This window comes from Helicobacter pylori (assembly GCF_014498195.1).
Lineage (GTDB): Bacteria > Campylobacterota > Campylobacteria > Campylobacterales > Helicobacteraceae > Helicobacter > Helicobacter pylori_DO.
The window spans coordinates 83,595-107,532 of sequence record NZ_JACTGH010000005.1 but is presented as its reverse complement, the minus strand read 5'-3'; the positions used below and the strand labels follow the sequence as shown (position 1 = coordinate 107,532).

General features: G+C 39.4%; 24 protein-coding genes and 2 pseudogenes. 10 read left to right on the top strand and 16 right to left on the bottom strand.

The features are described from left to right. The coding region (locus tag H7N67_RS03705; RefSeq protein ID WP_164866400.1) for an outer membrane protein at positions 1-467 on the top strand (467 nt) is incomplete at its 5' end. A gap of 589 nt (positions 468-1,056) precedes the next feature. Here the strand turns inward: H7N67_RS03705 and H7N67_RS03700 are convergent. Continuing rightward, complete coding sequence (locus H7N67_RS03700; RefSeq protein WP_000468320.1) at positions 1,057-1,287, bottom strand: YdcH family protein; 231 nt, start codon at positions 1,285-1,287, stop codon at positions 1,057-1,059. Between the two features lie 117 nt (positions 1,288-1,404). Here H7N67_RS03700 and alaS point away from each other — a divergent pair, with 117 nt between their 5' ends. The 3 genes and pseudogenes from alaS (at position 1,405) to H7N67_RS03685 (ending at position 4,900) form a co-directional block, all read left to right on the top strand. Next, positions 1,405-3,948: an alanine--tRNA ligase gene (gene alaS / locus H7N67_RS03695; protein ID WP_187939090.1), complete on the top strand. Its 2,544-nt coding sequence runs from the start codon at positions 1,405-1,407 to the stop codon at positions 3,946-3,948. A gap of 1 nt (position 3,949) precedes the next feature. After that, positions 3,950-4,522 (top strand): septum formation inhibitor Maf, encoded by a 573-nt coding sequence (gene maf, locus H7N67_RS03690; protein WP_187939089.1) that lies wholly within the window; start codon positions 3,950-3,952, stop codon positions 4,520-4,522. Between the two features lie 119 nt (positions 4,523-4,641). After that, positions 4,642-4,900, top strand: a pseudogene (locus H7N67_RS03685) (hypothetical protein). A gap of 79 nt (positions 4,901-4,979) precedes the next feature. Here H7N67_RS03685 and H7N67_RS03680 read toward each other — a convergent pair. From H7N67_RS03680 to H7N67_RS08135, 6 genes and pseudogenes are all read right to left on the bottom strand, one after another. Continuing rightward, positions 4,980-5,984, bottom strand: a complete 1,005-nt coding sequence (locus tag H7N67_RS03680; protein WP_000534759.1) for a formamidase — start codon at positions 5,982-5,984, stop codon at positions 4,980-4,982. A gap of 166 nt (positions 5,985-6,150) precedes the next feature. After that, on the bottom strand, positions 6,151-7,278 hold the full coding sequence (gene carA / locus H7N67_RS03675; RefSeq protein ID WP_187939088.1) for a glutamine-hydrolyzing carbamoyl-phosphate synthase small subunit: 1,128 nt from the start codon (positions 7,276-7,278) through the stop codon (positions 6,151-6,153). Beyond that, positions 7,278-7,829, bottom strand: a complete 552-nt coding sequence (locus H7N67_RS03670) for a DUF507 family protein (RefSeq protein ID WP_001237439.1) — start codon at positions 7,827-7,829, stop codon at positions 7,278-7,280. Before H7N67_RS03670 ends, carA begins: the two co-directional genes overlap by 1 nt. A gap of 78 nt (positions 7,830-7,907) precedes the next feature. After that, the gene (locus H7N67_RS03665; protein ID WP_187939087.1) at positions 7,908-9,155 is read right to left on the bottom strand and encodes a glycosyltransferase family protein; all 1,248 of its coding nucleotides are present in this window, start codon (positions 9,153-9,155) and stop codon (positions 7,908-7,910) included. Positions 9,156-9,158: 3 nt separating this feature from the next. Further along, positions 9,159-10,055 carry a DMT family transporter gene (locus tag H7N67_RS03660; RefSeq protein WP_187939086.1) on the bottom strand — a complete coding sequence of 299 codons (897 nt, stop codon included), beginning with the start codon at positions 10,053-10,055 and terminating at the stop codon, positions 9,159-9,161. Positions 10,056-10,108: 53 nt separating this feature from the next. Next, a pseudogene (locus tag H7N67_RS08135) lies at positions 10,109-10,307 on the bottom strand (hypothetical protein). Between the two features lie 91 nt (positions 10,308-10,398). Between H7N67_RS08135 and H7N67_RS03655 the strand changes: the two are divergent. Then, entirely contained in the window at positions 10,399-10,860 is a 462-nt protein-coding gene (locus H7N67_RS03655; RefSeq protein WP_039084008.1) for a hypothetical protein, read from the top strand. A 27-nt stretch (positions 10,861-10,887) separates the two neighbouring features. Here H7N67_RS03655 and folP read toward each other — a convergent pair whose 3' ends face one another. The 6 genes from folP to H7N67_RS03625 form a co-directional block, all read right to left on the bottom strand. After that, the gene (gene folP, locus H7N67_RS03650) at positions 10,888-12,030 is read right to left on the bottom strand and encodes a dihydropteroate synthase (RefSeq protein WP_187939085.1); all 1,143 of its coding nucleotides are present in this window, start codon (positions 12,028-12,030) and stop codon (positions 10,888-10,890) included. Next, positions 12,027-12,683: a DNA polymerase III subunit delta' gene (locus H7N67_RS03645; RefSeq protein WP_187939084.1), complete on the bottom strand. Its 657-nt coding sequence runs from the start codon at positions 12,681-12,683 to the stop codon at positions 12,027-12,029. The genes folP and H7N67_RS03645 overlap by 4 nt, the downstream gene beginning before the upstream one ends. Beyond that, complete coding sequence (locus H7N67_RS03640; RefSeq protein ID WP_001968467.1) at positions 12,680-13,222, bottom strand: HobA family DNA replication regulator; 543 nt, start codon at positions 13,220-13,222, stop codon at positions 12,680-12,682. Before H7N67_RS03640 ends, H7N67_RS03645 begins: the two co-directional genes overlap by 4 nt. Next, positions 13,219-14,436: an aspartate kinase gene (locus H7N67_RS03635; RefSeq protein WP_187939083.1), complete on the bottom strand. Its 1,218-nt coding sequence runs from the start codon at positions 14,434-14,436 to the stop codon at positions 13,219-13,221. The genes H7N67_RS03640 and H7N67_RS03635 overlap by 4 nt, the downstream gene beginning before the upstream one ends. A 1-nt stretch (position 14,437) precedes the next feature. Further along, positions 14,438-14,905 carry an RNA pyrophosphohydrolase gene (locus H7N67_RS03630; protein ID WP_000902594.1) on the bottom strand — a complete coding sequence of 156 codons (468 nt, stop codon included), beginning with the start codon at positions 14,903-14,905 and terminating at the stop codon, positions 14,438-14,440. A gap of 160 nt (positions 14,906-15,065) precedes the next feature. Next, positions 15,066-15,356, bottom strand: coding sequence for a c-type cytochrome (locus H7N67_RS03625; protein ID WP_000756025.1), 291 nt, complete (start codon positions 15,354-15,356; stop codon positions 15,066-15,068). Between the two features lie 95 nt (positions 15,357-15,451). On the opposite strand from H7N67_RS03625, the gene hemW reads away from it, so the two are divergent. After that, entirely contained in the window at positions 15,452-16,489 is a 1,038-nt protein-coding gene (gene hemW, locus H7N67_RS03620; protein ID WP_187939082.1) for a radical SAM family heme chaperone HemW, read from the top strand. A 50-nt stretch (positions 16,490-16,539) separates the two neighbouring features. Here the strand turns inward: hemW and crcB are convergent, their stop codons facing one another. From crcB to H7N67_RS03605, 3 genes are read right to left on the bottom strand one after another with little or no spacing between them, the layout of a single operon-like run. Next, a complete protein-coding gene (gene crcB, locus H7N67_RS03615; protein ID WP_001054949.1) occupies positions 16,540-16,932 on the bottom strand; it encodes a fluoride efflux transporter CrcB in 393 nt (130 codons plus the stop codon). A 46-nt stretch (positions 16,933-16,978) separates the two neighbouring features. Continuing rightward, on the bottom strand, positions 16,979-17,659 hold the full coding sequence (locus H7N67_RS03610; RefSeq protein WP_187939081.1) for a uroporphyrinogen-III synthase: 681 nt from the start codon (positions 17,657-17,659) through the stop codon (positions 16,979-16,981). A gap of 2 nt (positions 17,660-17,661) precedes the next feature. Beyond that, positions 17,662-18,000, bottom strand: coding sequence for a rhodanese-like domain-containing protein (locus H7N67_RS03605; RefSeq protein ID WP_000888817.1), 339 nt, complete (start codon positions 17,998-18,000; stop codon positions 17,662-17,664). Positions 18,001-18,072: 72 nt separating this feature from the next. On the opposite strand from H7N67_RS03605, the gene H7N67_RS03600 reads away from it, so the two are divergent. The 4 genes from H7N67_RS03600 (at position 18,073) to purD (ending at position 23,923) form a co-directional block, all read left to right on the top strand. Next, the gene (locus H7N67_RS03600) at positions 18,073-20,913 is read left to right on the top strand and encodes an FAD-binding and (Fe-S)-binding domain-containing protein (RefSeq protein ID WP_187939080.1); all 2,841 of its coding nucleotides are present in this window, start codon (positions 18,073-18,075) and stop codon (positions 20,911-20,913) included. Between the two features lie 40 nt (positions 20,914-20,953). Beyond that, positions 20,954-21,658, top strand: a complete 705-nt coding sequence (locus H7N67_RS03595; protein ID WP_187937251.1) for a di-trans,poly-cis-decaprenylcistransferase — start codon at positions 20,954-20,956, stop codon at positions 21,656-21,658. After that, positions 21,652-22,338 carry an ABC transporter ATP-binding protein gene (locus H7N67_RS03590; RefSeq protein ID WP_187939079.1) on the top strand — a complete coding sequence of 229 codons (687 nt, stop codon included), beginning with the start codon at positions 21,652-21,654 and terminating at the stop codon, positions 22,336-22,338. The genes H7N67_RS03595 and H7N67_RS03590 overlap by 7 nt, the downstream gene beginning before the upstream one ends. A gap of 313 nt (positions 22,339-22,651) precedes the next feature. Further along, on the top strand, positions 22,652-23,923 hold the full coding sequence (purD, locus tag H7N67_RS03585; RefSeq protein WP_187939078.1) for a phosphoribosylamine--glycine ligase: 1,272 nt from the start codon (positions 22,652-22,654) through the stop codon (positions 23,921-23,923). Positions 23,924-23,938: the final 15 nt, after the last annotated feature.

The following is a 23,938-nucleotide window of genomic DNA, read 5'->3' as shown; positions in this document are numbered from 1 at the left end:
ATTACGGCTTCTTTGATTACAACCATGCGTTTATTAAATCCAGCTTCTTCAACTCGGCTTCTGACGTATGGACTTATGGTTTTGGAGCGGACGCTCTCTATAACTTCATCAACGATAAAGCCACCAATTTCTTAGGCAAGAACAACAAGCTTTCTGTGGGGCTTTTTGGAGGGATTGCGTTAGCGGGCACTTCATGGCTCAATTCTGAGTATGTGAATTTAGCCACCGTGAATAATGTCTATAACGCTAAAATGAATGTGGCGAATTTCCAATTCTTATTCAACATGGGAGTGAGGATGAATTTAGCCAGGTCTAAGAAAAAAGGCAGCGATCATGCGGCTCAGCATGGCATTGAACTAGGGCTTAAAATCCCTACCATTAACACGAACTACTATTCCTTTATGGGGGCTGAACTCAAATACAGAAGGCTTTATAGCGTGTATTTGAATTATGTTTTCGCTTACTAATCTTTTATGAAACTCCCTTTTTAAGGGGTTTCTTTAAGGCCTTTCTTTTTTAAAGCTTTTCTTTTAAAGCTTCTCTTTTTTTTGAACCCTCTTTTTTGGGGGGTTTGATCTTTCTTTTTGCTGATCCCCACTGCTTTCGCTTTTTAATCTTTGAGTTTTTATTTTTGTGGGTGGTTTGATGAAAAATCCTTTTTAGCGTTTTTAGTGATTAGTTAGTGGGAAACTTGGCGTTAATTCAAGCGGTAATCTCTTAAAAAAGCGCTTCTTTTATAGGGGGATTTAGTGGGATAAAAAGGAGAGAATGATTTCAAATGCTTCCTATCTCTTTAAGAAAATAAAACGAAACTTTAATAAAATGATTTTTACAACAAAATGAGATCTAAAACGATAAAACAAAAACCCATTTTTTAAAAATGTAAAGAACATTAAAATATTAATAAAGCTTATGGTGAAAATAAAGCTGAAAGCAACTTAACGCTTCAACCTAAAATCAAGGCATCAAGTCTAACTAATAAGTCTAACCAAGCGACAAGCCAAAACACCCTTTTTAAAAAGCGTTTTAGCGTGTTTTGACAAAGATGATTAAATCTTAAACATGATCGGATTTTTGCTTTTCTCTATACTCTATGATCATGCCGTGGATTTCATCTTTTAATTTTAATTTTTGTTTTTTCATGTGGCTGATTTCAGCGTCGCTAGCGTTTTGTTGCTCAGCGGTTTTGATGTCATCATCAAGCTGGTTGTGTTTCTCAAAAATCTTATCAAAATGCGGATTATTCGCTTTTAACACGCTGATTTCGTCTCTAAATTCATGGAACATGGTTTTCTCCTTTATTTTGGATGTTTAAAGTATAATAAACTATCTTTTTAAAAAAACAACTTAAAAGAGCTATAAAATAGCCTTAAAATGCGCGATAAACAACAAAAAGGAATACCCATGGATATTCGCAACGAATTTTTACAATTTTTTCAAAATAAGGGGCATGAGATTTATCCCAGCATGCCTTTAGTGCCTAATGACGCCACCTTGCTTTTTACCAATGCCGGCATGGTGCAATTTAAAGATATTTTTACTGGGATTGTGCCGCGCCCTAGCATCCCTAGAGCGACAAGCTCGCAATTGTGCATGCGCGCAGGCGGCAAGCATAACGATTTAGAAAATGTCGGTTATACCGCAAGGCACCACACGCTTTTTGAAATGCTAGGGAATTTCTCTTTTGGGGATTATTTCAAAGAAGAAGCGATCTTGTTTGCGTGGGAATTTGTAACCAAGAATTTAGGGTTTAAGCCTAAAGATTTATACATCAGCGTGCATGAAAAAGACGATGAAGCCGTTAAATTATGGGAAAAGTTTGTGCCTGTTGATAAGATTAAAAAAATGGGCGATAAAGATAATTTCTGGCAAATGGGCGATAGCGGGCCTTGCGGGCCTTGCAGTGAAATCTACATTGATCAAGGCGAAAAACACTTTAAGGGGAGTGAGGATTATTTTGGGGGCGAGGGCGATAGGTTTTTAGAAATTTGGAATCTGGTGTTCATGCAATACGAACGCTCTAGTAATGGCGTTTTATCCCCCTTGCCAAAGCCTAGCATTGATACAGGCATGGGATTAGAAAGGGTGCAAGCGCTATTAGAACATAAGCTCAATAATTTTGATTCTTCGTTATTTGCGCCTTTAATGGCAGAAATCAGCGAGCTTACAGGTTTGGATTATGCGAGCGAATTTAAACCAAGCTTTAGGGTAGTGGCCGATCATGCAAGGGCGGTAGCGTTTTTGCTCGCTCAAGGGGTGCATTTCAATAAAGAAGGCCGTGGCTATGTTTTAAGGCGTATTTTAAGGCGAGCCTTAAGGCATGGGTATTTAATGGGCTTGAAAGAAGCGTTTTTATACAAAGTCGTGGGCGTGGTGTGCGAGCAATTTTCTAACACGCATGCGTATTTGAAAGAATCTAAAGAAATGGTGATGAAAGAATGCTTTGAAGAAGAAGAGCGCTTTTTAGAAACTTTGGAATCGGGCATGGAATTGTTTAACTTGTCTTTAAAGCATTTGAATGAAAATAAAATCTTTGATGGCAAGATCGCTTTCAAGCTTTATGACACTTTTGGTTTCCCTTTGGATTTAACGAATGACATGCTAAGAAGTCATGGGGCGTGTGTGGATATGCAAGGCTTTGAAAATTGCATGCAAGAGCAAGTGAAACGCTCTAAAGCTTCATGGAAAGGCAAGCAAAACAACGCTGATTTTAGCGCTATTTTAAACGCTTATGCACCTAATGAATTTGTGGGGTATGAAACGACAGAATGTCCTACTAAAGTTTTAGGGTTTTTTGATAGCGGTTTTAAAGAAATAACGGAGGCAAATCCTAACCAAGAAGTCTGGGTATTGCTAGAAAAAACCCCTTTTTATGCAGAAGGTGGGGGGGCTATAGGCGATAGGGGCACGCTTTTTAAAGACAATGAAGAAGCGGCTATAGTGTCAGACACAAAAAACTTTTTTGGGCTTAATTTTTCGCTTCTTGAAATCAAAAAAGCGCTAAAAAAAGGCGATCAAGTGATCGCGCAAGTGAGCGATGAACGATTAGAAATCGCCAAACACCATAGCGCGACGCATTTATTGCAGAGCGCTTTAAGAGAGGTTTTAGGCTCGCATGTGAGTCAAGCGGGGAGTTTAGTGGAATCCAAACGATTGCGCTTTGATTTCTCGCATGCTAAAGCGCTCAATGATGAAGAGCTAGAAAAAGTAGAAGATTTGGTTAATGCTCAAATTTTTAAACATTTGACAAGCCAAGTGGAGCATATGCCCTTAAACCAAGCCAAAGATAAGGGAGCGTTAGCGTTATTCAGTGAAAAATACGCTGAAAATGTGCGGGTGGTGAGCTTTAAAGAAGTGTCCATTGAATTGTGTGGGGGCATTCATGTGGAAAATACCGGGCTGATTGGGGGGTTTAGGATTGTAAAAGAAAGCGGGGTGAGTAGTGGGGTCAGACGCATTGAAGCGGTGTGCGGGAAAGCCTTTTACCAACTGGCTAAAGAAGAAAATAAAGAGCTTAAAAACGCTAAGACTTTATTGAAAAATAGCGATGTCATAGCCGGCATCAACAAGCTTAAAGAGAGCGTGAAAAACAGCCAAAAAGCCCCCGTTTCTATGGATTTACCGGTTGAAAAAATCCATGGCGTGAATTTGGTGGTGGGCATAGTGGAACAAGGCGACATTAAAGAAATGATTGACCGATTGAAAAGTAAGCATGAAAGATTGCTCGCTATGGTGTTTAAAAAAGAAAACGAGCGAATCACTCTCGCATGCGGGGTGAAAAACGCGCCCATAAAAGCGAACGCATGGGCTAATGAAGTGGCGCAAATTTTAGGAGGCAAAGGGGGCGGAAGAGATGATTTTGCGAGCGCTGGGGGCAAGGATATTGAAAATTTGCAAGCGGCGCTCAATTTAGCGAAAAATACCGCTCTTAAAGCTTTAGAGGGATAGCATGGAGCTTATTTTAGGCTCTCAATCCAGCGCTAGGGCGAATCTTTTAAAAGAGCATGGGATTAAGTTTGAACAAAAAGCGCTCTATTTTGATGAAGAAAGCCTAAAAACCACAGACCCTAGGGAGTTTGTTTATTGGGCGTGCAAGGGGAAATTAAAAAAAGCTAAAGAGTTGCTCACAAACCATTGCGCTATCGTGGTGGCTGATAGCGTGGTGAGCGTGGATAACCGCATGCAACGAAAAGCTAAAAACAAGCGAGAAGCCCTTGAATTTTTAAAACGCCAAAATGGTAATGAAATAGAGGTTTTAACCTGCTCTGCATTGATTTCTCCCAAACTAGAATGGCTGGATCTATCGGTTTTTAGAGCGCGTTTAAAGGCGTTTGATTTCAGCGAAATAGAAAAATATTTAGAGAGTGGTTTGTGGCAAGAAAGCGCGGGCTGTGTGCGGTTAGAGGACTTTCATAAGCCTTATATTAAAAGCTCAAGCGAGAATTTGAGCGTGGGGTTGGGGCTGAATGTGGAAGGCTTGTTAGGGGCGCTAAAATTAGGGGCTGAAATTGCATCGTTATAAACGCTATTGTTTTATAAACATTAAAACACTATCCACTGACTGATAAACCCCCTTGACAAACAAAAAAAAAAAAAACGATATAATACAACATTTGATGTTTAAGGAGTTGTCATGGGGTCTTGGTCTCGTATTCTTTTGTCAATCTTGGTGGTGGTTTTGGGATTAGCGCTTACTACCATGCTCATAAATTGGCATGTTTAGCGGGAATGATCTATTTGGGCTATGGCATTATTATGGATTTTAGTGCTCTATCAGCCACGATGAGATGGTTGGTCTTTATCAAAAATAACATGGTTTTGCATAGGTTATATCGCTTTATGGGGGCTTACGCTTATTATGGGTTTTCTTACATGCTCTGTGATAGAAGACTATTCGTAAAAATTGATTGAAAAAATTAAAATAGGGGAGAAACTAGAACCTTTTAAAGCAGGTTCTAGCAAAAATACAAGGTTAGAGATTATTTCCCAAAACGCCCACCGGTGGTAGGGTAGCCATAAATAGAGCCGTCTTTGATTTTCATGTGATCTTCCCAAGGCAATTTGTATTTACCGGCCGCTAAGTCTTTGATGTAGGTTAAGCCTGCGTCATGTTCTCCGCCCGGTTTAGCCACATACCCTCTATGGCCTAGGTTGTAAATGTTGTTTTCTAAGCCCCAGCTTAAGCGGGCGTTGTCTGCCATTTTAGGATAGATTTCCCCGGTTACAATCTCCCAAGGGTTGCGGTGCCCTTGAACGAGAGTCGTGCCGTCAAAGTTACAGATTTGCCCCTCGCCAAAGTAGTAAAAGACATTGTCATAGCCGGCTAAATTCACGCTCACGGTATACATCAAATTGTGCCACGCGTTGGAGCGGTTAGTCAAAATCCATTGATCATTGACTTGAGTGCTATAGCCTGAAATGCGGATATACACATTGCACCCTTTATAAGCCGCTTCTCTAGCGAGCTCTGGAATCATGCCGTCATGGCAAATGCACACGGCTAATTTTGATCCGCCCGGCCCCTCGCACACAGGCATTCCTAAATCCCCAGGATACCATGGCTCAATGGGATTCCATGGGAATAGCTTGCGGTATTTTAAAATGATTTTACCTTGCGGATCAATGATAATAGCGGTGTTGTAGGGGTTTTTGTTAGAATCAGGATTGCGTTCCATGATTGAAAAAACACCATAAACTTTCGCCTCTTTACACGCTTGAGCGTAAGCTTCCGTCTCTTTACCCGGGACGTCTAATAAAAACTCTTCGCTAAGCCACTTAGCGGTATTCAAACCTTGCGTGCTATACTCAGGGAAAATGATAAGCTCCACTCCTGGATACCCCGCTTTAGTCGCATGCAAGGTTCTAATAATGCTTTCAATATTGTGATCAATATCCTTACGGCTATTGACAATTGGCACAGGAAACTGAATGGCTGCCACTAAAAACCCTTCAATAGGTTTGCCCATACTACCGATACTTCCCATAATAACTCCTTCTAAAAAGTTTTGTCGCAATAACAATAATAATTATTGCAAGAGAATGCTATTGCAAGAGAACTAATTTAGAGTAAATGTGAGATTTTTTGATAAAAAGATTTAAATCTATTTTTAAAGCGCTTTTCAACCTCTATGGGTGTTGTTTTAAAAACCCCTAAAAACCCTTTAACAATCCCACAAATTCCTTAAAAATATAGTGGCTCTCTTTGGGGCCGGGGCTGCTTTCTGGGTGGTGTTGGACAGAAATAATGGGAGCGTTTTTATAGCGCACGCCCTCAATGGTGTTGTCAAAAAGATTGCGGTGCGTGATGATAGCAATTTCTTCAATTTCTTCAGGGACGCAATAGTTGTGGTTTTGTGCGGTGATTTCAACGGCGTTTGTTTTTAGGTTTTTAACGGGGTGGTTGCTCCCATGATGGCCAAATTTGAGTTTGTAAGTAGGGTAGCCTTGCGCGATAGAGAGCAATTGATGCCCTAAGCAAATGCCAAACATGGGGATTTTAGCGTCAATGAGTTGCTTGATTTCTCCAATTTCTTGCTGCAAGCTTAAAGGATCGCCAGGCCCGTTAGAGAGGAAAATCCCGCTAATTTCTTTTTTTTCATAGGCCTTAATCAGCTCGCTAGCTTTAGTGTGGTGCGGGTAAATAAGGGCTTTTAACCCCACATTTTGAAGCTCGTTTAAAATATTGCCTTTAGCCCCAAAATCCAAAACAGCGATAATTTTATGAGAGGTTTTTTCATCAAAAGGCTTGTAATCTAGGGTTTTGAAATCAAAAGTAGCGCGTTGGTGCGTGATTATTTTTGGCGTGGAAACGCTAGACACTAAGGGGGAGTGAGAGATTCTAGGGGCGTTTTTTAAAATTTCTTCAAGCTTGTTTTTGTCATGCTCGATCGTGGAAGCCACCATCATCAAGCACCCATGATGGCGTAAGGTTTTAATCAAACTCCTGGTATCAACGCCACTAATCCCTAAAACGCCACGCTCTTTCAAATAAAGGCTCAAGCTAGAATCCGCCCTTGAATTAGAAAAAAATTCGTTGTAATGGCGCGCTAAAACCCCTGTGCATGAAAAAAAGGATTCATCATCTTTAGAATTAGCGCCCACAACCCCAATTTCAGGCATGCTAAAAACCACAAATTGCCCCTTATAGCTAGGATCGCTAATGACTTCTTGATAGCCGCTCATAGAAGTGTTAAAAACAAGCTCGCCCGCTTGCGTGCCGCTAGCCCCAAAACTTTGCGCTTGCAAAAAAAGCCCGTTTTCTAAATAGAGAGAGACCATTATAAAAAGCCTTTACGCCTTAATTCTTCTTCATAGAGCCTTTCAAACACCAACTCGTATTCATCGCTCCCTACGGGTAATTTGCGTTTGTAATGCTTGATTTTTTCATGCACTTCATTTTCAATGCTTTCATACGCTTTAGAATAGGTGTCAATGGATTTGTAAATCAAATTTCTTATCAAATTTTCAGACACGCTAAACATGATCAAATCTTCGTCTAAGATTTTATTCAAAATCTGGTGCGATAAATCGCTGCACCTTTCTTCCCAAAACAAATGAAAGCCCTCTTTTTGAGCGATCTGTCTTTTAATCATCCAAAAAAGCTGCCTTTCATCCATCCGCATGAATTCTATCTCATCGGTGTTTTCTTCTAAAAGCTCTCTGGCTTGCTCATCAATGGCGTTTTCTTTTTTAACGCTTTTTTCTAAAATCCCTTCTATCAATTCGCACAATAATTCCCTAGGGGCTTTTAATTCTAATAGTTTTGAATGGATAAAGTCGTTAGCAATCTTATGGCTTATATGGGTGATATGGGTTAGTTTGAGTCTCATGATTTTTCTCGCGTATTTTATTTATTTTTAGAGTGTATTTTATCGTTTTTTAGATAAAACGCTTTTTAAAGAATTAATTTAATGGCGCACCAAACTATAGGATTGTAGAATTTTATCAGCGTAGATGATTGTAATATCAGGGCGTTTTTTAGAAATATTAGTGTTGATCAGTCTTAACCTCCCCCCCTCTTTAATGCCATAGAATTGGAGCCTTAAAGCGAGTTGTTTATCGTTAGTGCGGATTTGATGGATACCCCTTAATTGCAAGGCTGTAGCGACTTCTTTGGCTAAGAAATGCCGGTTTAATAATTTTTCATTAGTGCCAGAAATTTTACTCCCCCATAAAAAAAGCGTTTCAGTGAGCATTAAAAGATACAAACTAAAAACGCGCAAATAATACTGCCCCCTAAATTCCTTTAAACGCACCCTAAGGCTATTCAAAACGCTTTTAACAAACAAAGGCAAACCGATTAACGATAAGGGGGCGAAAGTTTTTAAATCTATCTCTTGGCGCATGCTCAAAAGCAAAGGGAAAAGCCAACCGCTCGCGCTCATAAAGGCTAGTAACGATGGCTTTTTATCAAAAAGGGCTTTATAGAGCGTATAAGGGTAGTAGAGAAACAATAAGGGCGAGTATAAGAGCATGAGTTCTAAGCATGTGTCTATAAAATACCCGCTAGGCAAGCCTTTATTGAAACTCCCACTAAAAAGAGCGGTATTCACAATTAAACCCACCAAAATAAAGATCGCGCTTTTAAAATAGCGTTTCCTTAAAGCGTAGGTAAAAACCCCTAGTAGAAGCGGGATGAATGTGCCGTCTAAAAACGCGCAAGCGCTAAGGGTTAAATAAGGGATTTTTTGGGTTTTGATATACAAATAGCTAACCAAAAGCCCAAGGCTTAACACCAGCACGCTTTTAGCCAGTAAAATCGCAAAGAGATTCACCCCAGGCAATAAAGCGTAAGTCAATACCACATAAAGGGCGTCTTTAGGCTTTTTTAAGATCTTTCGCCCTATCAAATAAAATAAAAACATGTTAATGATATGAGCGATCAAAAAAGGCAATCTCAAAGCCAAATCGTTTTGGCCTAAAATTTCAGTGCTTTTTTGAGCGATTTGAACAAACCATGTGCTACTATAAAAAAAGTCTTTCGCTTCATTGTAACTGATAGAAATTTCTTCGCTCATCAACAGCCCCAAAGCTAGGACTAAAAAAGCCATGATGATAAAAATTAAATCGCTTAAATCAAAGCTCCTTGTTTTTTTTTCCGGATAAATAAAGTAGCGGAAATATAACAGAGCGCTTTGTAAGGGGCTTAGTTGCATGGCTTAAATTTTTTTTAATTCTTTTAAAAGAGCGGGTAAGGCAATGAGTAAGCCTGAACATAAGATCAAAGCCACCCCTAAAGAGCTTTTAAGATCCAAAAATGTATCGCCTAAATACAGCCCAAACAATAGCCCCCAAACAATGCGGGTGTATTCAATGGGGGCGATGATCCCAGCAGGAGCGTTCATGTAAGCATAAGTTAAGAAATACTGCCCTAAAGTCCCGCTAATCCCTATTAAAGAAATCCATAAAATATCCTCTTTTCTAGGGATATGAATGCCTGTGGATAAAAAAGGAATATCAATAAACATGCCTATTAATCCAAGAAGGCTCATGCCAAAGGCGAACGCTAAAATCACGGCCTGCTTGTCGTAATATTCCCTCAAATCCCTTAAAGTGATATACGCTAAAGACACAAAGATCCCGCTCAATATTCCCATAATGATTTCAACTAGTCCTACATTTTCCACGCTAGGATCTGAAATCAACACCACCCCCACTAGCCCGATGCATGCGGAAATTAACGCGCTTCTTTTGAGCTTTTCTTTCAAAAGCAAAGGGGAAAGGAGCACCGTATAAATGGGCGCGCATTGCGAGAAAGCCGTCGCTGTGGCGAGCGAAATTTTTTCAATATTATAAAAAAACGCTAACATGGCTAAGCCCCCCACAACGACCCTAAAGGCAAGCTTTTTAAAACCGCCTTGTTTGTAACTCTTCAAGCGGTAGGGTTTGAAAGGGTAAATAAGTAAGAGTAAAAGCGTCATGGTAATGGAGCGGTAAAACACATTTTCCATAGGGGAAAAATAATCCGCTGTGATTTTAACAAACGCGCTCATGATCCCAAAGCATAAATTCGCCAAAAGTATCATTGAAACGCCAAATAAAATGGTATTACGCATGCCTTTTACCCATCAATAAAGATTTTTAGGGTAGTTTAACCTAAAATCTCTAATTAAGGATTAAAGTTTTTAAGCTCTAAACGCATAAAAGTTGCATTGATTGATAAAATCATGGTATAACAATGCTCTAGGAGTTTTACCTTTTGTTTATCCATTTTAAGCTCCTTATAGAAATATGAAAACACAAAAAAACACGAATCCTTTTTGAAAATAAACTCCTAGACCCTTTTTAAAGGGTTTGAATGCCACCATTAGAAAAACTTTTAAGCTTTTTAAATTTTTTAGTCTCATTAGGGAATGGATTTTGCTTTTTATCTGCAAAATTCAATTTTAGGAAATTCGCATGGCTGTTTCTTCTATCAATCAATTTGATTCTAACCTCTATGGGCTTTTAAACGCTAAAAGCGCTCCTAAAGAAGACCTGGCTCCTGTTGAAAACACAGAAAAAATAGAGCGAGAAAAAAAGGACGCTCCAACAGAAAACCTCCCCTTTAACCCTGACAAGCGAGAGACTTACGGCTTTTTGGTGTTAGAATTGATGAGCGATAGAGAATATGAGGCTTTTTTAAGGGCTACGGCTGGAATGGATGAGAGCCAAAAACGCCTTGCCGCTCAGTCGCTCTATAGTTTGACAGATTTTTATAACGGGAAATTCTCTAAAGAAGTGGAAAACGCCCCCAAACAACCGGTGAATGGCTTGCACAAAAAAGCCTTACAAACCTTTAACGCTACCAACCATAACGCTTTTTTGCAACGCTACCAAAACGCTTACAACAACCCTTCGTCTATGGATGTTACCCTTTAAAATGGGGTTAGGGTTGAGGCGCTTTTTTTAATCCGTTTCTTCTAGACTCTTAAACACCTTGATGAGATCGATATGCTCATCAATGTCATGCACTCTTAAAATACTCGCTCCATTTTGCAGCGCCATTAAATGCAAACTCAAAGTGCCAGCGAGCCGGTTTTGAACTTCACGCCCGGTGATAAGCCCGATCGTGTTTTTACGACTCGCTCCCACCAATAAGGGTTTTTTGAATTTAAGAAAATGGCTTAAATGCTTGATTAAGGCTAGATTATGCTCTTTTAATTTAGCGAAGCCAAACCCAATATCTAAAATAACATCTTGAAGTGCGTATTTTTCTAAAACCTCTAGTTTTTCTTTAAAAAAGCGATCCATTTCATCAAACAGATTGTGGTAAAAGACATTTTCTTGCATGTCTTTGGGGGTTTTTTGAGTATGCATTAAAACGCAAGTGGGCTTGTAATCTCGTGCGACTTCTAGCATTTCAGTGCTACTAAAACCGCTCACGTCATTAAGGATAGAAAAATAATGCTCCAAAGCCATTTGGGCGGTTGTGGCATGGTAGGTGTCTATGCTAAATTGGGCGCATTGGTAGAGTTTTTGGGATTTGATCTCTAATAAAACTTCTTTCAAGCGATCTTGCTCTATTTTTGGATCAATGATTTCACTCTCTGGCCTTGAACTGGCCGCGCCTATATCAATGAGTTTGATACCCTTTTCTAGTAATTGATAGATTTCTTCAAGCGCTTTTTTGCTATCAAACCGGCTCTTTTCATAGAAGCTATCCGGCGTGAGATTCAAGATTGCCATGATCTGCGGGGCGTTAGGTTTTTTAGCTTTGAGGTGGCTTTTTAATTCTTGCACTAAATTTTTAAGCCCAAAGGGTTGGGAGTGGCACTTAACAATAAGGCGTTCTAATTGGTTAGCGCTCACAACCAACACCCCATCATAAAAAGGCTCTTTAGCTAAAATACAATCTCTTGGCGTGGCGAAATCGCCCCCAACGCTGATGGCCTCTTGTTTTAAAATGAGCGTTGCACTTAAGGGCAGGTGTTGGATTTCAAAAACAAAGCTGACGCCTTTTTGGTGCATGCGATCTTGCGCGATCTTTTCTGGGCCTATTTTTTGTAAAGCGTTTTTGAGCGCATCAGGGTTAAGGCGTTTTACAATCATGGCGTTTTCTTTTTAGATAAAAGGCTTAAAAGTAAGGGTAAAAGATTATAGCTGAGCTTGTAATAAGAGCTGTTAGCCTTGATCGCTAAATCAAAGGCTTGCAATTCTTGCTCGTTTAAGGGGATCTTATGCCTGTTGATACTCTCTAACAGGCTTTCAATCCTTTCCCTCTGATTTTCTCTGGAATCAAAATTTTCTTTGTCTAAATTTTTCAAAAACGCATAAACATCTTTCAAATCCAACCTGGATAAATCCAAATCTAAAGGTTTTAGGGGGATTTTTTGGCGTTTGTCTTCTTTGATTAGGCGGGATTTAATGGTGGCTAACACATGGTTTGGGCTTTTAGCGAACATGATAAAACAAACATTATTCGGGGGTTCTTCTAAGATTTTTAAAAGCGCGTTTTGGGCTTCTACGCCATAGCTGGGCGCGGCGATTAAAAAGGCGTTCAGTTCGCTGTGTTTTAAGTGAGCTTTGAAAATCACTTCTTTGGCATGCTCTATTTTAAAATCCTTGTTAAAAGTTTTGATCACCTTTTTGTCTTTTTCAATGATCTCGGTGTAGAATTTAATGTGGTGTTCAAAAAGGCTTGCGGTCTCTTCTAGGCTCTCTTCAAGATTGTCCGTATAAATAAGGCGGTTGGAATTTTTCACAAAGTAACCTTATTGTATAGCGCACTAAAAAGCGCGTTTTCAAAGAGTTTGAAGAGTTGCAATAACTTATAATCTAGCAAACTATCATGCTCTTTTAAAAGCAAGCAATCTTCTTTAAGCTCTTCAAAAAGCCATAAAAAACTAGGGATTTTGCTCAATAGTAAGGTTTTTAAGCCTTCATTTTCAATTTTCCCAACATGCCAAAACATGGGGTTTTGATAAGTCATCTCTATGGTGGCTAAAGAGAGATTCGCATCGTTTTTGGGGTAGAAAGAAGAAGCGTTAAAATCAATGACGGACAATAAGGGGCGCTCTTTTAAATCTTTAGGGTTGAGATTAGAAAGAATGTAGTTTAAAAACCAGCACCTAGAAGAATCCGCGCTCACTAATAACGATCCGCCATTAAGCACATGCGAGATGGTTTGCGCGATGAGTTTGGCATAACTTGATCGCTCTAATTCCAACCACCCGCTTTGTTGGGCGATAAATTCCCCCTGATCGCGCACAAATTCCTTGATCCAGTCGTAGAAATTTTTCATTGATCTAATTGATACACCGCATGCAAAGTTCTAACCGCTAATTCAGCGTATTTAATGTCAATCAAAACCGAAATTTTAATCTCGCTTGTGGAAATCATCATGATATTGATATTGTCTTTGGCTAGGGCTTTAAAAGCGACGCTCGCTACCCCAGAATGCGACTTCATGCCCACGCCCACTATGGAGACTTTAGCGATATTTTCATCATAATCAATGGAATCCGTTTGCGCTAAAAAAGGCTTTAAGGCTTGCTTGGTTTCTTCTATTTGGGTTTTAACGATCGTAAAATCCAAATCGGTTTTGCCGTCTCTGCCGATCGTTTGGACTATCATATCCACGTTAATGCGATATTCTGCTAAAGTGCCAAAGATTTCAGCGGCAATGCCTGGCCTGTCTTCCACGCCCTCCATGCTCACACGAGCCTGATTCTTATCCAATGCGATCCCACTCACTATAGGGGTTTCCATGCGTTCTCCTTTAAAATCTTTTTCAGCCACAATGAGCGTGCCTTCGCTATGATTAAACGAATTGCGAGTCACTAATTTCACGCTGAGTTTTTTGGCTAATTCTACCGAGCGGTTCAATAAAACTTTAGCCCCCATAGAAGCCAATTCAAGCATTTCATCATAGCTGATTTGCGCAATTTTTTGAGCCTTTTCTTCAATGCGCGGATCGGTGGTATAAACGCCATCCACATCCGTATAGATTTCACACAAATGCGCTTTTAAGGCCCCGGCCAAAGCGACCGCGCTCAAATCGCTCCCTCCACGCCCTAAAGTCGTTGTTTCGCCTTGAATATCAGCGCCTTGAAACCCAGCGATCACCACAATGTAGTTTTTTTCTAAAAGCTCTGTGATGCGTTTAGTGTCAATGGATTGGATCACAGCGTTTTGAAAATGCGAGCTGGTTAAAATGCCCGCTTCTTTCCCGCTCAAGGAAATAGCTCTATGCCCATACCTCTCTAACGCCATGCTCAAAGCCGCGCTTGAAATCCATTCTCCCGTGCTGACAATCCTGTCCATTTCTCGCTTGTTAGGGTTATGGCTAAAATTCTTGCCAAATTCTAAAAGCCTGTCGGTTTCGCCACTCATCGCAGAAACCACCACCACGACTTGATGCCCTAATTTAACGCTTTCTAAAACCCTTTGAGCGACATTGTGGATTCTTTCTATGCTGCCCATGCTCGTGCCGCCGTATTTTTGAACGATTAACACCCTATAAATACCCCTCTCTTTTGAAATAAGCGATGACTTGGCGGTACACTTGGCGTTTGAAAGGAACGATTTTTTTAAGCAAATCCTTAAGATGGATGAATTGATAAGCCCTAAATTCTGGCGTGTGTTTGTTCAAATCAATGTTGTTCGCATGCTTTAGGCGCACTAAAAAATAGCGTTGCTTTTGCCCGTCAAACGAATAGAATTTATGCTCCATATTGCTTGGGAAATCATAAGCGATCCATCTAGGGTATTGCGCCAAAATCTCTATTTCATTCGTGCCAATTTCTTCTAATAATTCCCTATAAAGTGCTTCTAAAGGGGTCTCTCCCTCATCAATGCCCCCTTGGGGGAATTGCCACGCTCCTTCAATGTCTATGCGCTCGGCGATAAAAACTTCGCATGTATTAGGGTAGTCTGGCGACATGATAATGGCCGCAACGTTAGGACGATATTTTTTATGTAGCATAGGTCTTTATTTTAGCTCTTTCTTATGTGATTAAGATCGTATTATAGTGTATGCTGGCTTTAAGTAGGGTTAAGAATGCCATTAAAATCAAAAATTAAGAAAAAAGGGCTTGAAACTCATTTTAATAGCACCCAAATAGCGCTATTAAAACTGAGAGGGTTTATTTGAGGGTGGGGATGTATTTGGCTAAAGCTTTGATGTCTTCATCGCTTAATTTTTTAGCTTGCGCGGTCATGACAGGATTCTTGTTAGCACCGCTTTTGAAATCCATAAGATCTTTTTCAATTTCTGCTTCACTCATCATGTTAACGATTTTGCTTTTACCTAAAGCTTTCTTTTCAAACTTAACCCCATGGCAAGCGGCACAACCTTTTACAAGAGCCTTAACATCGGTTGCCATTAAAGCGTTTGCGAACGCCAAGACGCCTAAAGCCACAATAACCTTTTTCATAGTTTGTCTCCTTACTTATCAAAATGATCCTAAAATGATACAATTACAAGTTTAAGCTTTGCTTAAAAAATGAAATGAAAATGGGAGAAATAAATATGATTTTATACATTCATATCCCCTTTTGTGAAAATAAATGCGGTTATTGCGCTTTCAATTCTTATGAAAACAAGCATGGGTTAAAAGAAGAATACATTCAAGCGTTATGCCTGGATTTAAAGCATGCCTTAAGCCAAACTGACGAACCAATTGAAAGTATTTTTATTGGCGGCGGCACGCCCAACACTTTAAGCGTGAAGGCTTTTGAAAGGATTTTTGAAAGCATTCATCAACATGCGAGCTTGAGCTTAGATTGTGAGATCACCACTGAAGCTAACCCTGAATTGATTTCTAAAGCTTGGTGTCAAGGCTTAAAAGATTTGGGGATCAACCGCTTGAGTTTAGGGGTGCAAAGTTTTAGGGAGGATAAGTTATTGTTTTTAGAGCGCCAGCATTCCAAAAATATCGCCCCCGTGATAGAAATTGTTTTAAAAAGCGGGATTGAAAATATCAGCATTGATTTGATTTATAACACCCCATTAGATAATGAAACCTCCTTAAAAGAAGAATTGAAACTCGCTAAAGAACTCCCTATCAACCACTTGAGCGCTTACGCTTTGAGTATTGAAAAAAACACGAATTTAGAAAAAAACGCCAAAAAACCCTCAAGTGTGGATTTTGACAATGTGATCAAAGAGGTTTTAGAGGGCTTTTCTTTCAAGCAATACGAAGTGTCTAATTACGCTAGAAATTATCAAGTCAAACATAATCTGGCTTACTGGGGGGCTAAAGATTATTTAGGGTGTGGGGCTGGGGCTGTGGGCTGCGTGGCGAATGAGCGCTTTTATGCGAAAAAACTCATAGAAAACTACATTAAAGACCCCCTAAAACGCCAAGTTGAGACGCTTAATAAACAAGACAAGCGCTTAGAAAAGCTGTTTTTAGGCTTGAGGTGTGAGCTGGGGGTTGAGCTTAGCTTGTTAGATGAAAATAAAGTAAAGCTTTTAATTGAAGAAAACAAGGCTTTCATTAAAAATAACCGATTGGTAGCGAGCGATTTTTTCATGGCCGATGAAATGGCTTTGTGGCTGTTGTGATTGTAGGCTCTGCTTCAATCAAGCGTTAATGAAACGCTAGAAAGCGTTTTTTAATTAACGCCTATAAAATTTTTAGCCAAAAACCACCCAATGGCCACCCCAATAAGCCCTAAAAGGTTAGTGCCTAAAACATAAGAAATGGCTTCAAGGTATTGGGATTTTTGCAAGAGTTTTAAAGTGTCTAGCCCATAAGAAGAAAAGGTCGTAAAACCCCCTAACACCCCGGTTACAAAGAAAATCCCAAAATCATCGCCAAAAACTTTTTTGGTAGCCAAATGCCCCATAAAGCCGATGACAAAACACCCTATGAGATTCACGCTAAAAGTCCCTAAAGGGAAACTTTCAAACATTAAAAATTTACTAGGCATCATTTTGCCCACAAAATACCTTAACGAACTCCCTATAGCCCCCCCTAAAGCGGCCCATAAAAAGACAAGATTCATGCATCATCCTTTAAAAATCAATAGAGAGCATTATAATAAGATATTTTTAATATTCCTTAACCCTCAAATTTAAAGCCAGTTCTAAACACGCTTCTAAGGAAGGCTTTTGAGCGGTATAGCTTTGAATGCCTTGTTTTTGTAAATAAAGAGCGGTCGTGTTGCCAATGCTTATAGCGGTATAATTTTCTAAAAATTCAAAATAGTGTAAAAAGGCTTTTGCGTGGCTTATGGCGGTAAGAATAAGAATACTCTTTTCTTTAGGTTTTAGGGCGTTTTGTTCGCTTAAAGTCAAATGTTTGAGCTTGTTTTCATAAACAACGGCTTGTTGAAGATTAATGCCACGCTCTAAAAGAATAGTATCTAAAGAAGAGGCAATCTCTTTTGCCCTGAGATACAAAACGCTTTTTCCTTTCAATAAAGGAAGGATTTCTTTGGCGAACTCCTTGCCATGGGCTTTTCCCCCTATAAAGGCAATTTTAAAATGGTGATCTTGTAGAGTTTTTGCGGTGGGTTCGCTCAAAGCGTAAGCAGGAATGTTTTGTAACATTTTGAGTTTGGGGCTGTTGTTTAGGGTTTCTAGCAAGGAAAACACCGCATTTTTAGAGGTGAAAATCAGGGCGTTAAAAGGGGTTAAATCCAATTCTAAGGGATAGTAGTGCAATTCATTTAAGATGAGAGTTTTATAAGGGGCGATTCTTTGAGAATGCACCCATACAATCTCCCTCATGCCTAGTTTTTTTTGCCACTCAAAGAAGTGTCATCATAGACCATTCTAAAGCCGTATTTTTCAAAATCATAGACATTGCCCTCTAAATAATAGGGCGTATAGCCTAATTCATGCATGCTTTTAGCCGCATCTAAAGCCCTGCGGCCAGCCCTGCAATGGAGCAACACTTTTTGATCTTTGTGTTTAGATAAAAAATCAGCGAGCTTTTCTTGGTCATTGACGCTAATGAGCGTAGCGTTAGGCAAATGCAGTTCTTCATATTCGTCCAATTCGCGCACATCCACCACGATAAAATCATTGAAATTGACTTCTTCTAAACTGATCGCATAATCTTCAAGCATGTTTATCCTTAATTTTTAAAGTTAAGGTTATGTTACAATGATTTGATAAATAAGAATGTTTAAGGAGTACACATGGAAGAAAATTATCATGCTTTTTTTACCGAAGCGAGCGGGTTTTTAAACGAGCGGATCTTTAAGGATTATTTACGCCGTTTGGCTTATGGCACTGATGCGTCATGTTATCGTTATATCCCTAAAATAGTCGCTTGGGTGAAAAATGAAGAAGAAGTCCAAAAGCTTTGTGTTTTAGCCAAAAAGCATGGCGTTACATTGACTTTTAGAGCGGCTGGGAGTTCCTTATCAGGGCAGGCGAGCTGTGATGGGGTGCTGGTTATGGCTACGCATTTTTTCAAAGACGCTAAAATTTTAGACAACGCTCAAAGCATTCAGCTCTCATGCGGAGTCATAGGAAGCCATGCGAACGCTCTATTAAAACCTTACCATAAAAAAATAGGCCCAGATCCCGCTACGATAAACACCGCTATGATAGGGGGGATTGTCGCTAATAACGCTAGCGGGATGTGTTGCGGGGTGGAGCAAAACAGCTACAAAACCCTAAAATCCTTAAGAGTCATTTTAGCTGATGGCACTCTTTTAGACACGGCTAATCAAGAGAGTATTGAGAATTTCAAAAACGCGCGTAAAGATTTGATTGAAGGGGTTTTAAACTTAAGAAAAGAAATATTAAAAGATAAAGAATTGCATGCTCTAATTAAGAAAAAATACGAGATCAAAAACACCACCGGCTACAGCTTAAACGCTCTCATTGATTTTGAAGATCCGATTGAAATCATCAGCCATTTATTCATAGGCTCTGAGGGGACTTTAGGCTTTATTTCAAGCGTGGGATTAGAATGCGTGAAAGACTACGCTTACAAAACTTGCGCGTTATTGCTTTATGAAAATTTAGAGCAATGCGCCAAAGCCGCTCAAATTTTAGCCACTTTAAAAGCCAAACAACCTGAAATGATTTCTTCAGCAGAGCTTATGGATTATGCGTCCCTAAAAAGCGTGAAAAATTTAGAGGGCATGCCTAAAGTGATTTTAGAAATCAAAGAGCCTAACGCATGCTTACTCATTCAAAGCGAAAGCGATGATCCTTTAATTTTAGAAAACAACATGCAAACGATTTTAAACGCCTTGAATGCGATACCGGTCGTTTTAGATTCTCAAATCAGTAGTGATCCTAATGTTTATCAATCGTGGTGGAAGATCAGAAAAGGCATTTTCCCTATCGCAGCGTCAAAAAGAAAAAGCCAAAGCTCTGTGATCATTGAAGACGTGTGCTTCAGCAAAGAGGATTTTGTAGAAGGGGCAAAAGCGATTGAAGGGCTTTTAAAAAAACATGGTTTTAAGGATAATGGCATTATTTTTGGGCATGCGTTAAGCGGGAATTTGCACTTTGTCGTTACGCCGATTTTAGAAAATGAAACTGAAAGGAAAGCGTTTGAAAATTTAGTTTCTGAGATGTTTTTAATGGTGAGCAAAAGCTCTGGCTCTATTAAAGCCGAACATGGCACAGGCAGGATGGTAGCCCCTTTTGTGGAAATGGAGTGGGGAGAAAAAGCCTATAAGATCCACAAACAAATCAAAGAATTGTTTGATCCTAATGGCCTTTTAAACCCTGATGTGATCATCACAAACGATAAAGAAATCCACACTAAAAATTTAAAGAGCATTTACCCCATTGAAGAGCATTTGGACATGTGCATGGAATGCGGGTTTTGTGAAAGGATTTGTCCCAGTAAAGATTTATCTTTAACGCCACGACAACGCATCGTTATCCACAGAGAGGTAGAGCGCTTAAAAGAAAGGGTCAGTCAAGGTCATGGTGAAGATCAGGTTTTATTAGATGAGCTTTTAAAAGAGTCTGAATATTTAGCGCACGCCACTTGCGCAGTGTGCCATATGTGTTCTACCCTATGCCCTTTAGAAATTGATACCGGGAGCATCGCTTTAAATTATTATCAAAAAAACCCTAAAGGCGAAAAGATCGCTTCAAAGATCCTTAATCACATGCAAACAACCACAAGCATGGCTCGTTTTTCTTTAAAAAGCGCTCGCTTAGTTCAAAATCTCATAGGCCCTCACAACTTAGTGAGCCTAACTAAAGGGATTAAAAAGTTCATCAAACCCTTCCCTAAAGCCTTTTATTACATGCCCAAAAACAACGCCTATCCTTTAGAAAATAAAACGCTTAAGAGCGAAGAAAAAGTCATTTATTTCAGCACTTGCATCAACCGCTCGTTCGCTCCATCAACCAAAATGGCGGATAAAAGATGCATTCAAGAAGTGTTTGAATCCCTATGCCAAAAAGCCAAGGTTTCTGTGGTGTATCCTAATGGATTGGATGCGCTTTGTTGCGGGAAAGCCTTCATCAATTACACCGAATTAACCAAGCAAAACAATGAAAAAAACCATGCGATTTTTTTACAATTAAGCGATAACGGCGAGATACCCATCGTTTTAGACCATAGCGCATGTTCGACGCATTTTATCAAGCAAATGAAAGCTTATAAGGATTTGAAAGTCTATGATTTGAGCGTCTATATTGAAGAAGTTTTAAGCCCTAAATTAAAATTCAACCCCATTAACGAAGACATAGGGTTATACACGATGTGCGCTTTAAAGCTAGAAAATAAAGAAGAGTTGTTATTCAATTTGGCTAAAAAATGCACTTTAGGCGAGATTGTTATCCATAAAGAGACGGGTTGTTGCGGTTTTGCGGGGAATAAGGGCTTTTTCACCCCTGAACTAAACGAGAGCGCTTTAAACGGCTTTCAAGCGTTTTACCAATCCTATGATCTTAAAAGGGGCTTTTCCACTTCTAGCACTTGCGAAATCGGTTTGAGTGAAAAAACCCAATTTTCTTGGCAACATATCGCTTATTTAGTGGATGCTTGCACGCTTTAAATGGTGTATAATTAAAGAATTTCTTTAAAGGGTAAAGGCATTGGATAACACTCTCAAACATCTTGCCATTATTATGGATGGTAATGGCAGGTGGGCTAAATTAAAGAATAAAGCTAGGGCTTATGGGCATAAAAAGGGCGTAAAAACCCTTAAAGACATTACGATCTGGTGCGCTAATCATAAGTTAGAATGCTTGACTTTATACGCTTTTTCTACGGAAAATTGGAAACGCCCCAAAAGTGAAGTGGATTTTTTGATGAAGATGCTTAAAAAATACCTTAAAGATGAGCGATCCACTTACTTGGATAATAACATACGCTTCAGGGCGATAGGGGATTTAGAGGGATTTTCTAAAGAATTACGAGATACGATTTTACGGCTTGAAAACGATACCAGGCATTTTAAGGATTTTACGCAAGTTTTAGCCCTTAATTACGGATCTAAAAACGAGCTTTCAAGGGCGTTTAAAAGCTTATTAGAAAGCCCGTCTAGCCATATCAATAATATAGAAAGCCTAGAAAATGAAATTTCTCATCGTTTAGACACGCATGATTTGCCTGAAGTGGATCTATTGTTACGAACAGGGGGGGAAATGCGCCTGTCCAATTTTTTATTGTGGCAGTCTAGTTATGCGGAATTGTTTTTCACGCCGATTTTATGGCCTGATTTCACCCCTAAAGATTTAGAAAATATCATTAGCGATTTTTACAAAAGAGTGCGCAAATTCGGGGAATTAAAATGCTAGTAGAAATAGAGAATTTGACTAAAACTTATGGGAGTTTAAAAGCGCTAGACAATATCAGCTTAAAACTACCCAAACAGCAATTTATAGGGCTTTTAGGGCCTAATGGGGCGGGTAAAACCACTCTGTTAAAAATTTTAGCTGGGTTGAATTTGAACTATCAAGGGGAAGTGAAAATTTTAAATCAAAAGATCGGCATAGAAACTAAAAAAAGCGTGGCGTTTTTAAGTGATGGCGATTTTTTAGATCCTAAATTAACGCCTTTAAAAGCGATCGCTTTTTATAAGGATTTTTTTAGCGATTTTGATGAATCAAAAGCCCTAAATTTACTGAAACGCTTTAGCGTGCCTTTAAAAAGAGAGTTCAAAGCCCTTTCAAAAGGCATGAGGGAAAAATTGCAGCTGATTTTAACCCTATCACGAAACGCTTCTTTGTATCTTTTTGATGAGCCGGTGGCTGGGATTGACCCTATTGCAAGAGAAGAGATTTTTGAGTTAATCGCTAGTGAGTTTAGCCAAAACGCAAGCTTGTTAGTCTCTACGCATTTGGTGGTGGATGTGGAAAAGTATTTAGACAGCGCGATTTTTTTAAAAGAAGCTAAAGTAGTGGCTTTTGGGGGTGTGGGGGAATTAAAAAAAGGGTATAGCAGTTTGGAGGTAGCGTATAAAGAAAGGTTGAAATAGATCAGTCAGTTTGTTTTAAAGTGCCTAAACGCCAATCAAAACTATCACGGATCGCTTGAATATTTTTGCATGGAATTTCTTTAAAATTTAAGTATAATTGTAAGCATCGCCTGGGTGATTTGCGTTTCTTATTTGATGGCAAGTTCGTTGAAAAAATAAGTTAGGCTAAGGTAGTGGTTTTTGTGTGATGGCATTTTTTAAATCTGCCCCTAAGAAGATCCTCCTAGCCTTATTAGTGTAGGTTTGTTGAACTTATGCGCATGTAAAAGTAGCGGTCATCTGGGTTTAAAAACAACCACATTTTAGGGAAGACATGAAAGATAACAATAACTATAATGTTTTAATTGTGGGGAATAAGGGGCGAGAGTATGCTTTGGCTCAAAGGCTTCAGCAAGATGAGCGAGTGAATGCTTTGTATTTTTGTTTGGGTAATGGTGGCACTCAAGATTTAGGCGAGAATCTGGAATGCGAACATTACGAGCATATCGTGGAATTGGCCCTTAAAAAACAGATCCATTTAGCTATCATTTCAGAAGAAGAGCCTTTGATTTTAGGGCTTACAGAGAGGTTAGAAAAAGCGGGGATTTTAGTGTTTGGGGCTTCTAAAGAAGCGGCTAAGTTAGAGGCTTCCAAAAGCTATATGAAAGCTTTTGTTAAAGAGTGCGGTATCAAGAGCGCGTCTTACTTTGAAACAAACGATTTAAAAGAAGCTTTGAGTTACATTCAAAACGCTTCTTTCCCCTTAGTCATTAAAGCGTTGAATAAAAACACAAGCATTGTCCATCAAGAAGAAGCGATAAAAATCCTTGAAGACGCTTTCAAACAAAGCAATGAGCCTGTGATCATAGAGCCTTTTTTAGAGGGATTTGAGCTTTCAGTTACAGCGCTCATAGCCAATGATGATTTTATCTTGTTGCCCTTTTGCCAAAACTACAAACGCTTATTAGAGGGGGATAACGGGGTCAATACAGGAGGTATGGGGGCCATCGCTCCTGCAAACTTTTTCTCTAATGAATTAGAAGAGAAAATAAAAAATCATATCTTTAAACCCACTTTAGAGAAACTTCAGGCTGACAACACGCCTTTTAAAGGGGTTTTACTCGCTGAAATTGTAATCATAGAAGAAAAAGGCGTTTTAGAGCCGTATTTATTGGATTTTAGCGTGCGTTTTAAAGATATTGAATGCCAGACGATTTTACCCCTTTTAGAAAGCTCGCTTTTAGATTTGTGTTTGGCCACAGCCAAAGGGGAATTGCATTCTCTTGAATTGGTGTTTTCTAAAGAATTTGTGATGAGTGTCGCGCTCGTTTCTAGGAATTACCCCACCAGCTCTTCGCCCAAACAAACCCTTTATATTGATCCGGTTGATGAAAAAAAGGGTCATTTGATTTTAGGGGAGGTGGAGCAGGATAACGGCGTGTTTGAAAGCAGTGGGGGGAGGGTGATCTTTGCCATTGGTAGAGGAAAATCTTTATTAGAGGCTAGAAACCATGCTTACGAGATCGCTCAAAAGGTGCATTTTGAAGGCATGTTTTATCGCAAGGATATTGGTTTTAAGGTGTTAGATTTGAAAGAATATTCTTAAAGGTTAAAGTTTAAG

Bases quoted from the DNA above. Each gene is read 5' to 3' on its own strand.
- H7N67_RS03670 (WP_001237439.1), bottom strand. From the start codon at position 7,829: ATGAGACTCAAACTAACCCATATCACCCATATAAGCCATAAGATTGCT.
- H7N67_RS03600 (WP_187939080.1), top strand. From the start codon at position 18,073: ATGGAAGAAAATTATCATGCTTTTTTTACCGAAGCGAGCGGGTTTTTA.
- H7N67_RS03625 (WP_000756025.1), bottom strand. From the start codon at position 15,356: ATGAAAAAGGTTATTGTGGCTTTAGGCGTCTTGGCGTTCGCAAACGCT.
- H7N67_RS03640 (WP_001968467.1), bottom strand. From the start codon at position 13,222: ATGAAAAATTTCTACGACTGGATCAAGGAATTTGTGCGCGATCAGGGG.
- H7N67_RS03590 (WP_187939079.1), top strand. From the start codon at position 21,652: ATGCTAGTAGAAATAGAGAATTTGACTAAAACTTATGGGAGTTTAAAA.
- H7N67_RS03700 (WP_000468320.1), bottom strand. From the start codon at position 1,287: ATGTTCCATGAATTTAGAGACGAAATCAGCGTGTTAAAAGCGAATAAT.
- hemW (WP_187939082.1), top strand. From the start codon at position 15,452: ATGATTTTATACATTCATATCCCCTTTTGTGAAAATAAATGCGGTTAT.
- H7N67_RS03610 (WP_187939081.1), bottom strand. From the start codon at position 17,659: ATGAGGGAGATTGTATGGGTGCATTCTCAAAGAATCGCCCCTTATAAA.
- maf (WP_187939089.1), top strand. From the start codon at position 3,950: ATGGAGCTTATTTTAGGCTCTCAATCCAGCGCTAGGGCGAATCTTTTA.
- H7N67_RS03665 (WP_187939087.1), bottom strand. From the start codon at position 9,155: ATGCAACTAAGCCCCTTACAAAGCGCTCTGTTATATTTCCGCTACTTT.
- H7N67_RS03630 (WP_000902594.1), bottom strand. From the start codon at position 14,905: ATGCTACATAAAAAATATCGTCCTAACGTTGCGGCCATTATCATGTCG.
- H7N67_RS03605 (WP_000888817.1), bottom strand. From the start codon at position 18,000: ATGCTTGAAGATTATGCGATCAGTTTAGAAGAAGTCAATTTCAATGAT.
- alaS (WP_187939090.1), top strand. From the start codon at position 1,405: ATGGATATTCGCAACGAATTTTTACAATTTTTTCAAAATAAGGGGCAT.
- folP (WP_187939085.1), bottom strand. From the start codon at position 12,030: ATGATTGTAAAACGCCTTAACCCTGATGCGCTCAAAAACGCTTTACAA.
- H7N67_RS03680 (WP_000534759.1), bottom strand. From the start codon at position 5,984: ATGGGAAGTATCGGTAGTATGGGCAAACCTATTGAAGGGTTTTTAGTG.
- H7N67_RS03660 (WP_187939086.1), bottom strand. From the start codon at position 10,055: ATGCGTAATACCATTTTATTTGGCGTTTCAATGATACTTTTGGCGAAT.
- H7N67_RS03655 (WP_039084008.1), top strand. From the start codon at position 10,399: ATGGCTGTTTCTTCTATCAATCAATTTGATTCTAACCTCTATGGGCTT.
- purD (WP_187939078.1), top strand. From the start codon at position 22,652: ATGAAAGATAACAATAACTATAATGTTTTAATTGTGGGGAATAAGGGG.
- carA (WP_187939088.1), bottom strand. From the start codon at position 7,278: ATGGTCTCTCTCTATTTAGAAAACGGGCTTTTTTTGCAAGCGCAAAGT.
- crcB (WP_001054949.1), bottom strand. From the start codon at position 16,932: ATGAATCTTGTCTTTTTATGGGCCGCTTTAGGGGGGGCTATAGGGAGT.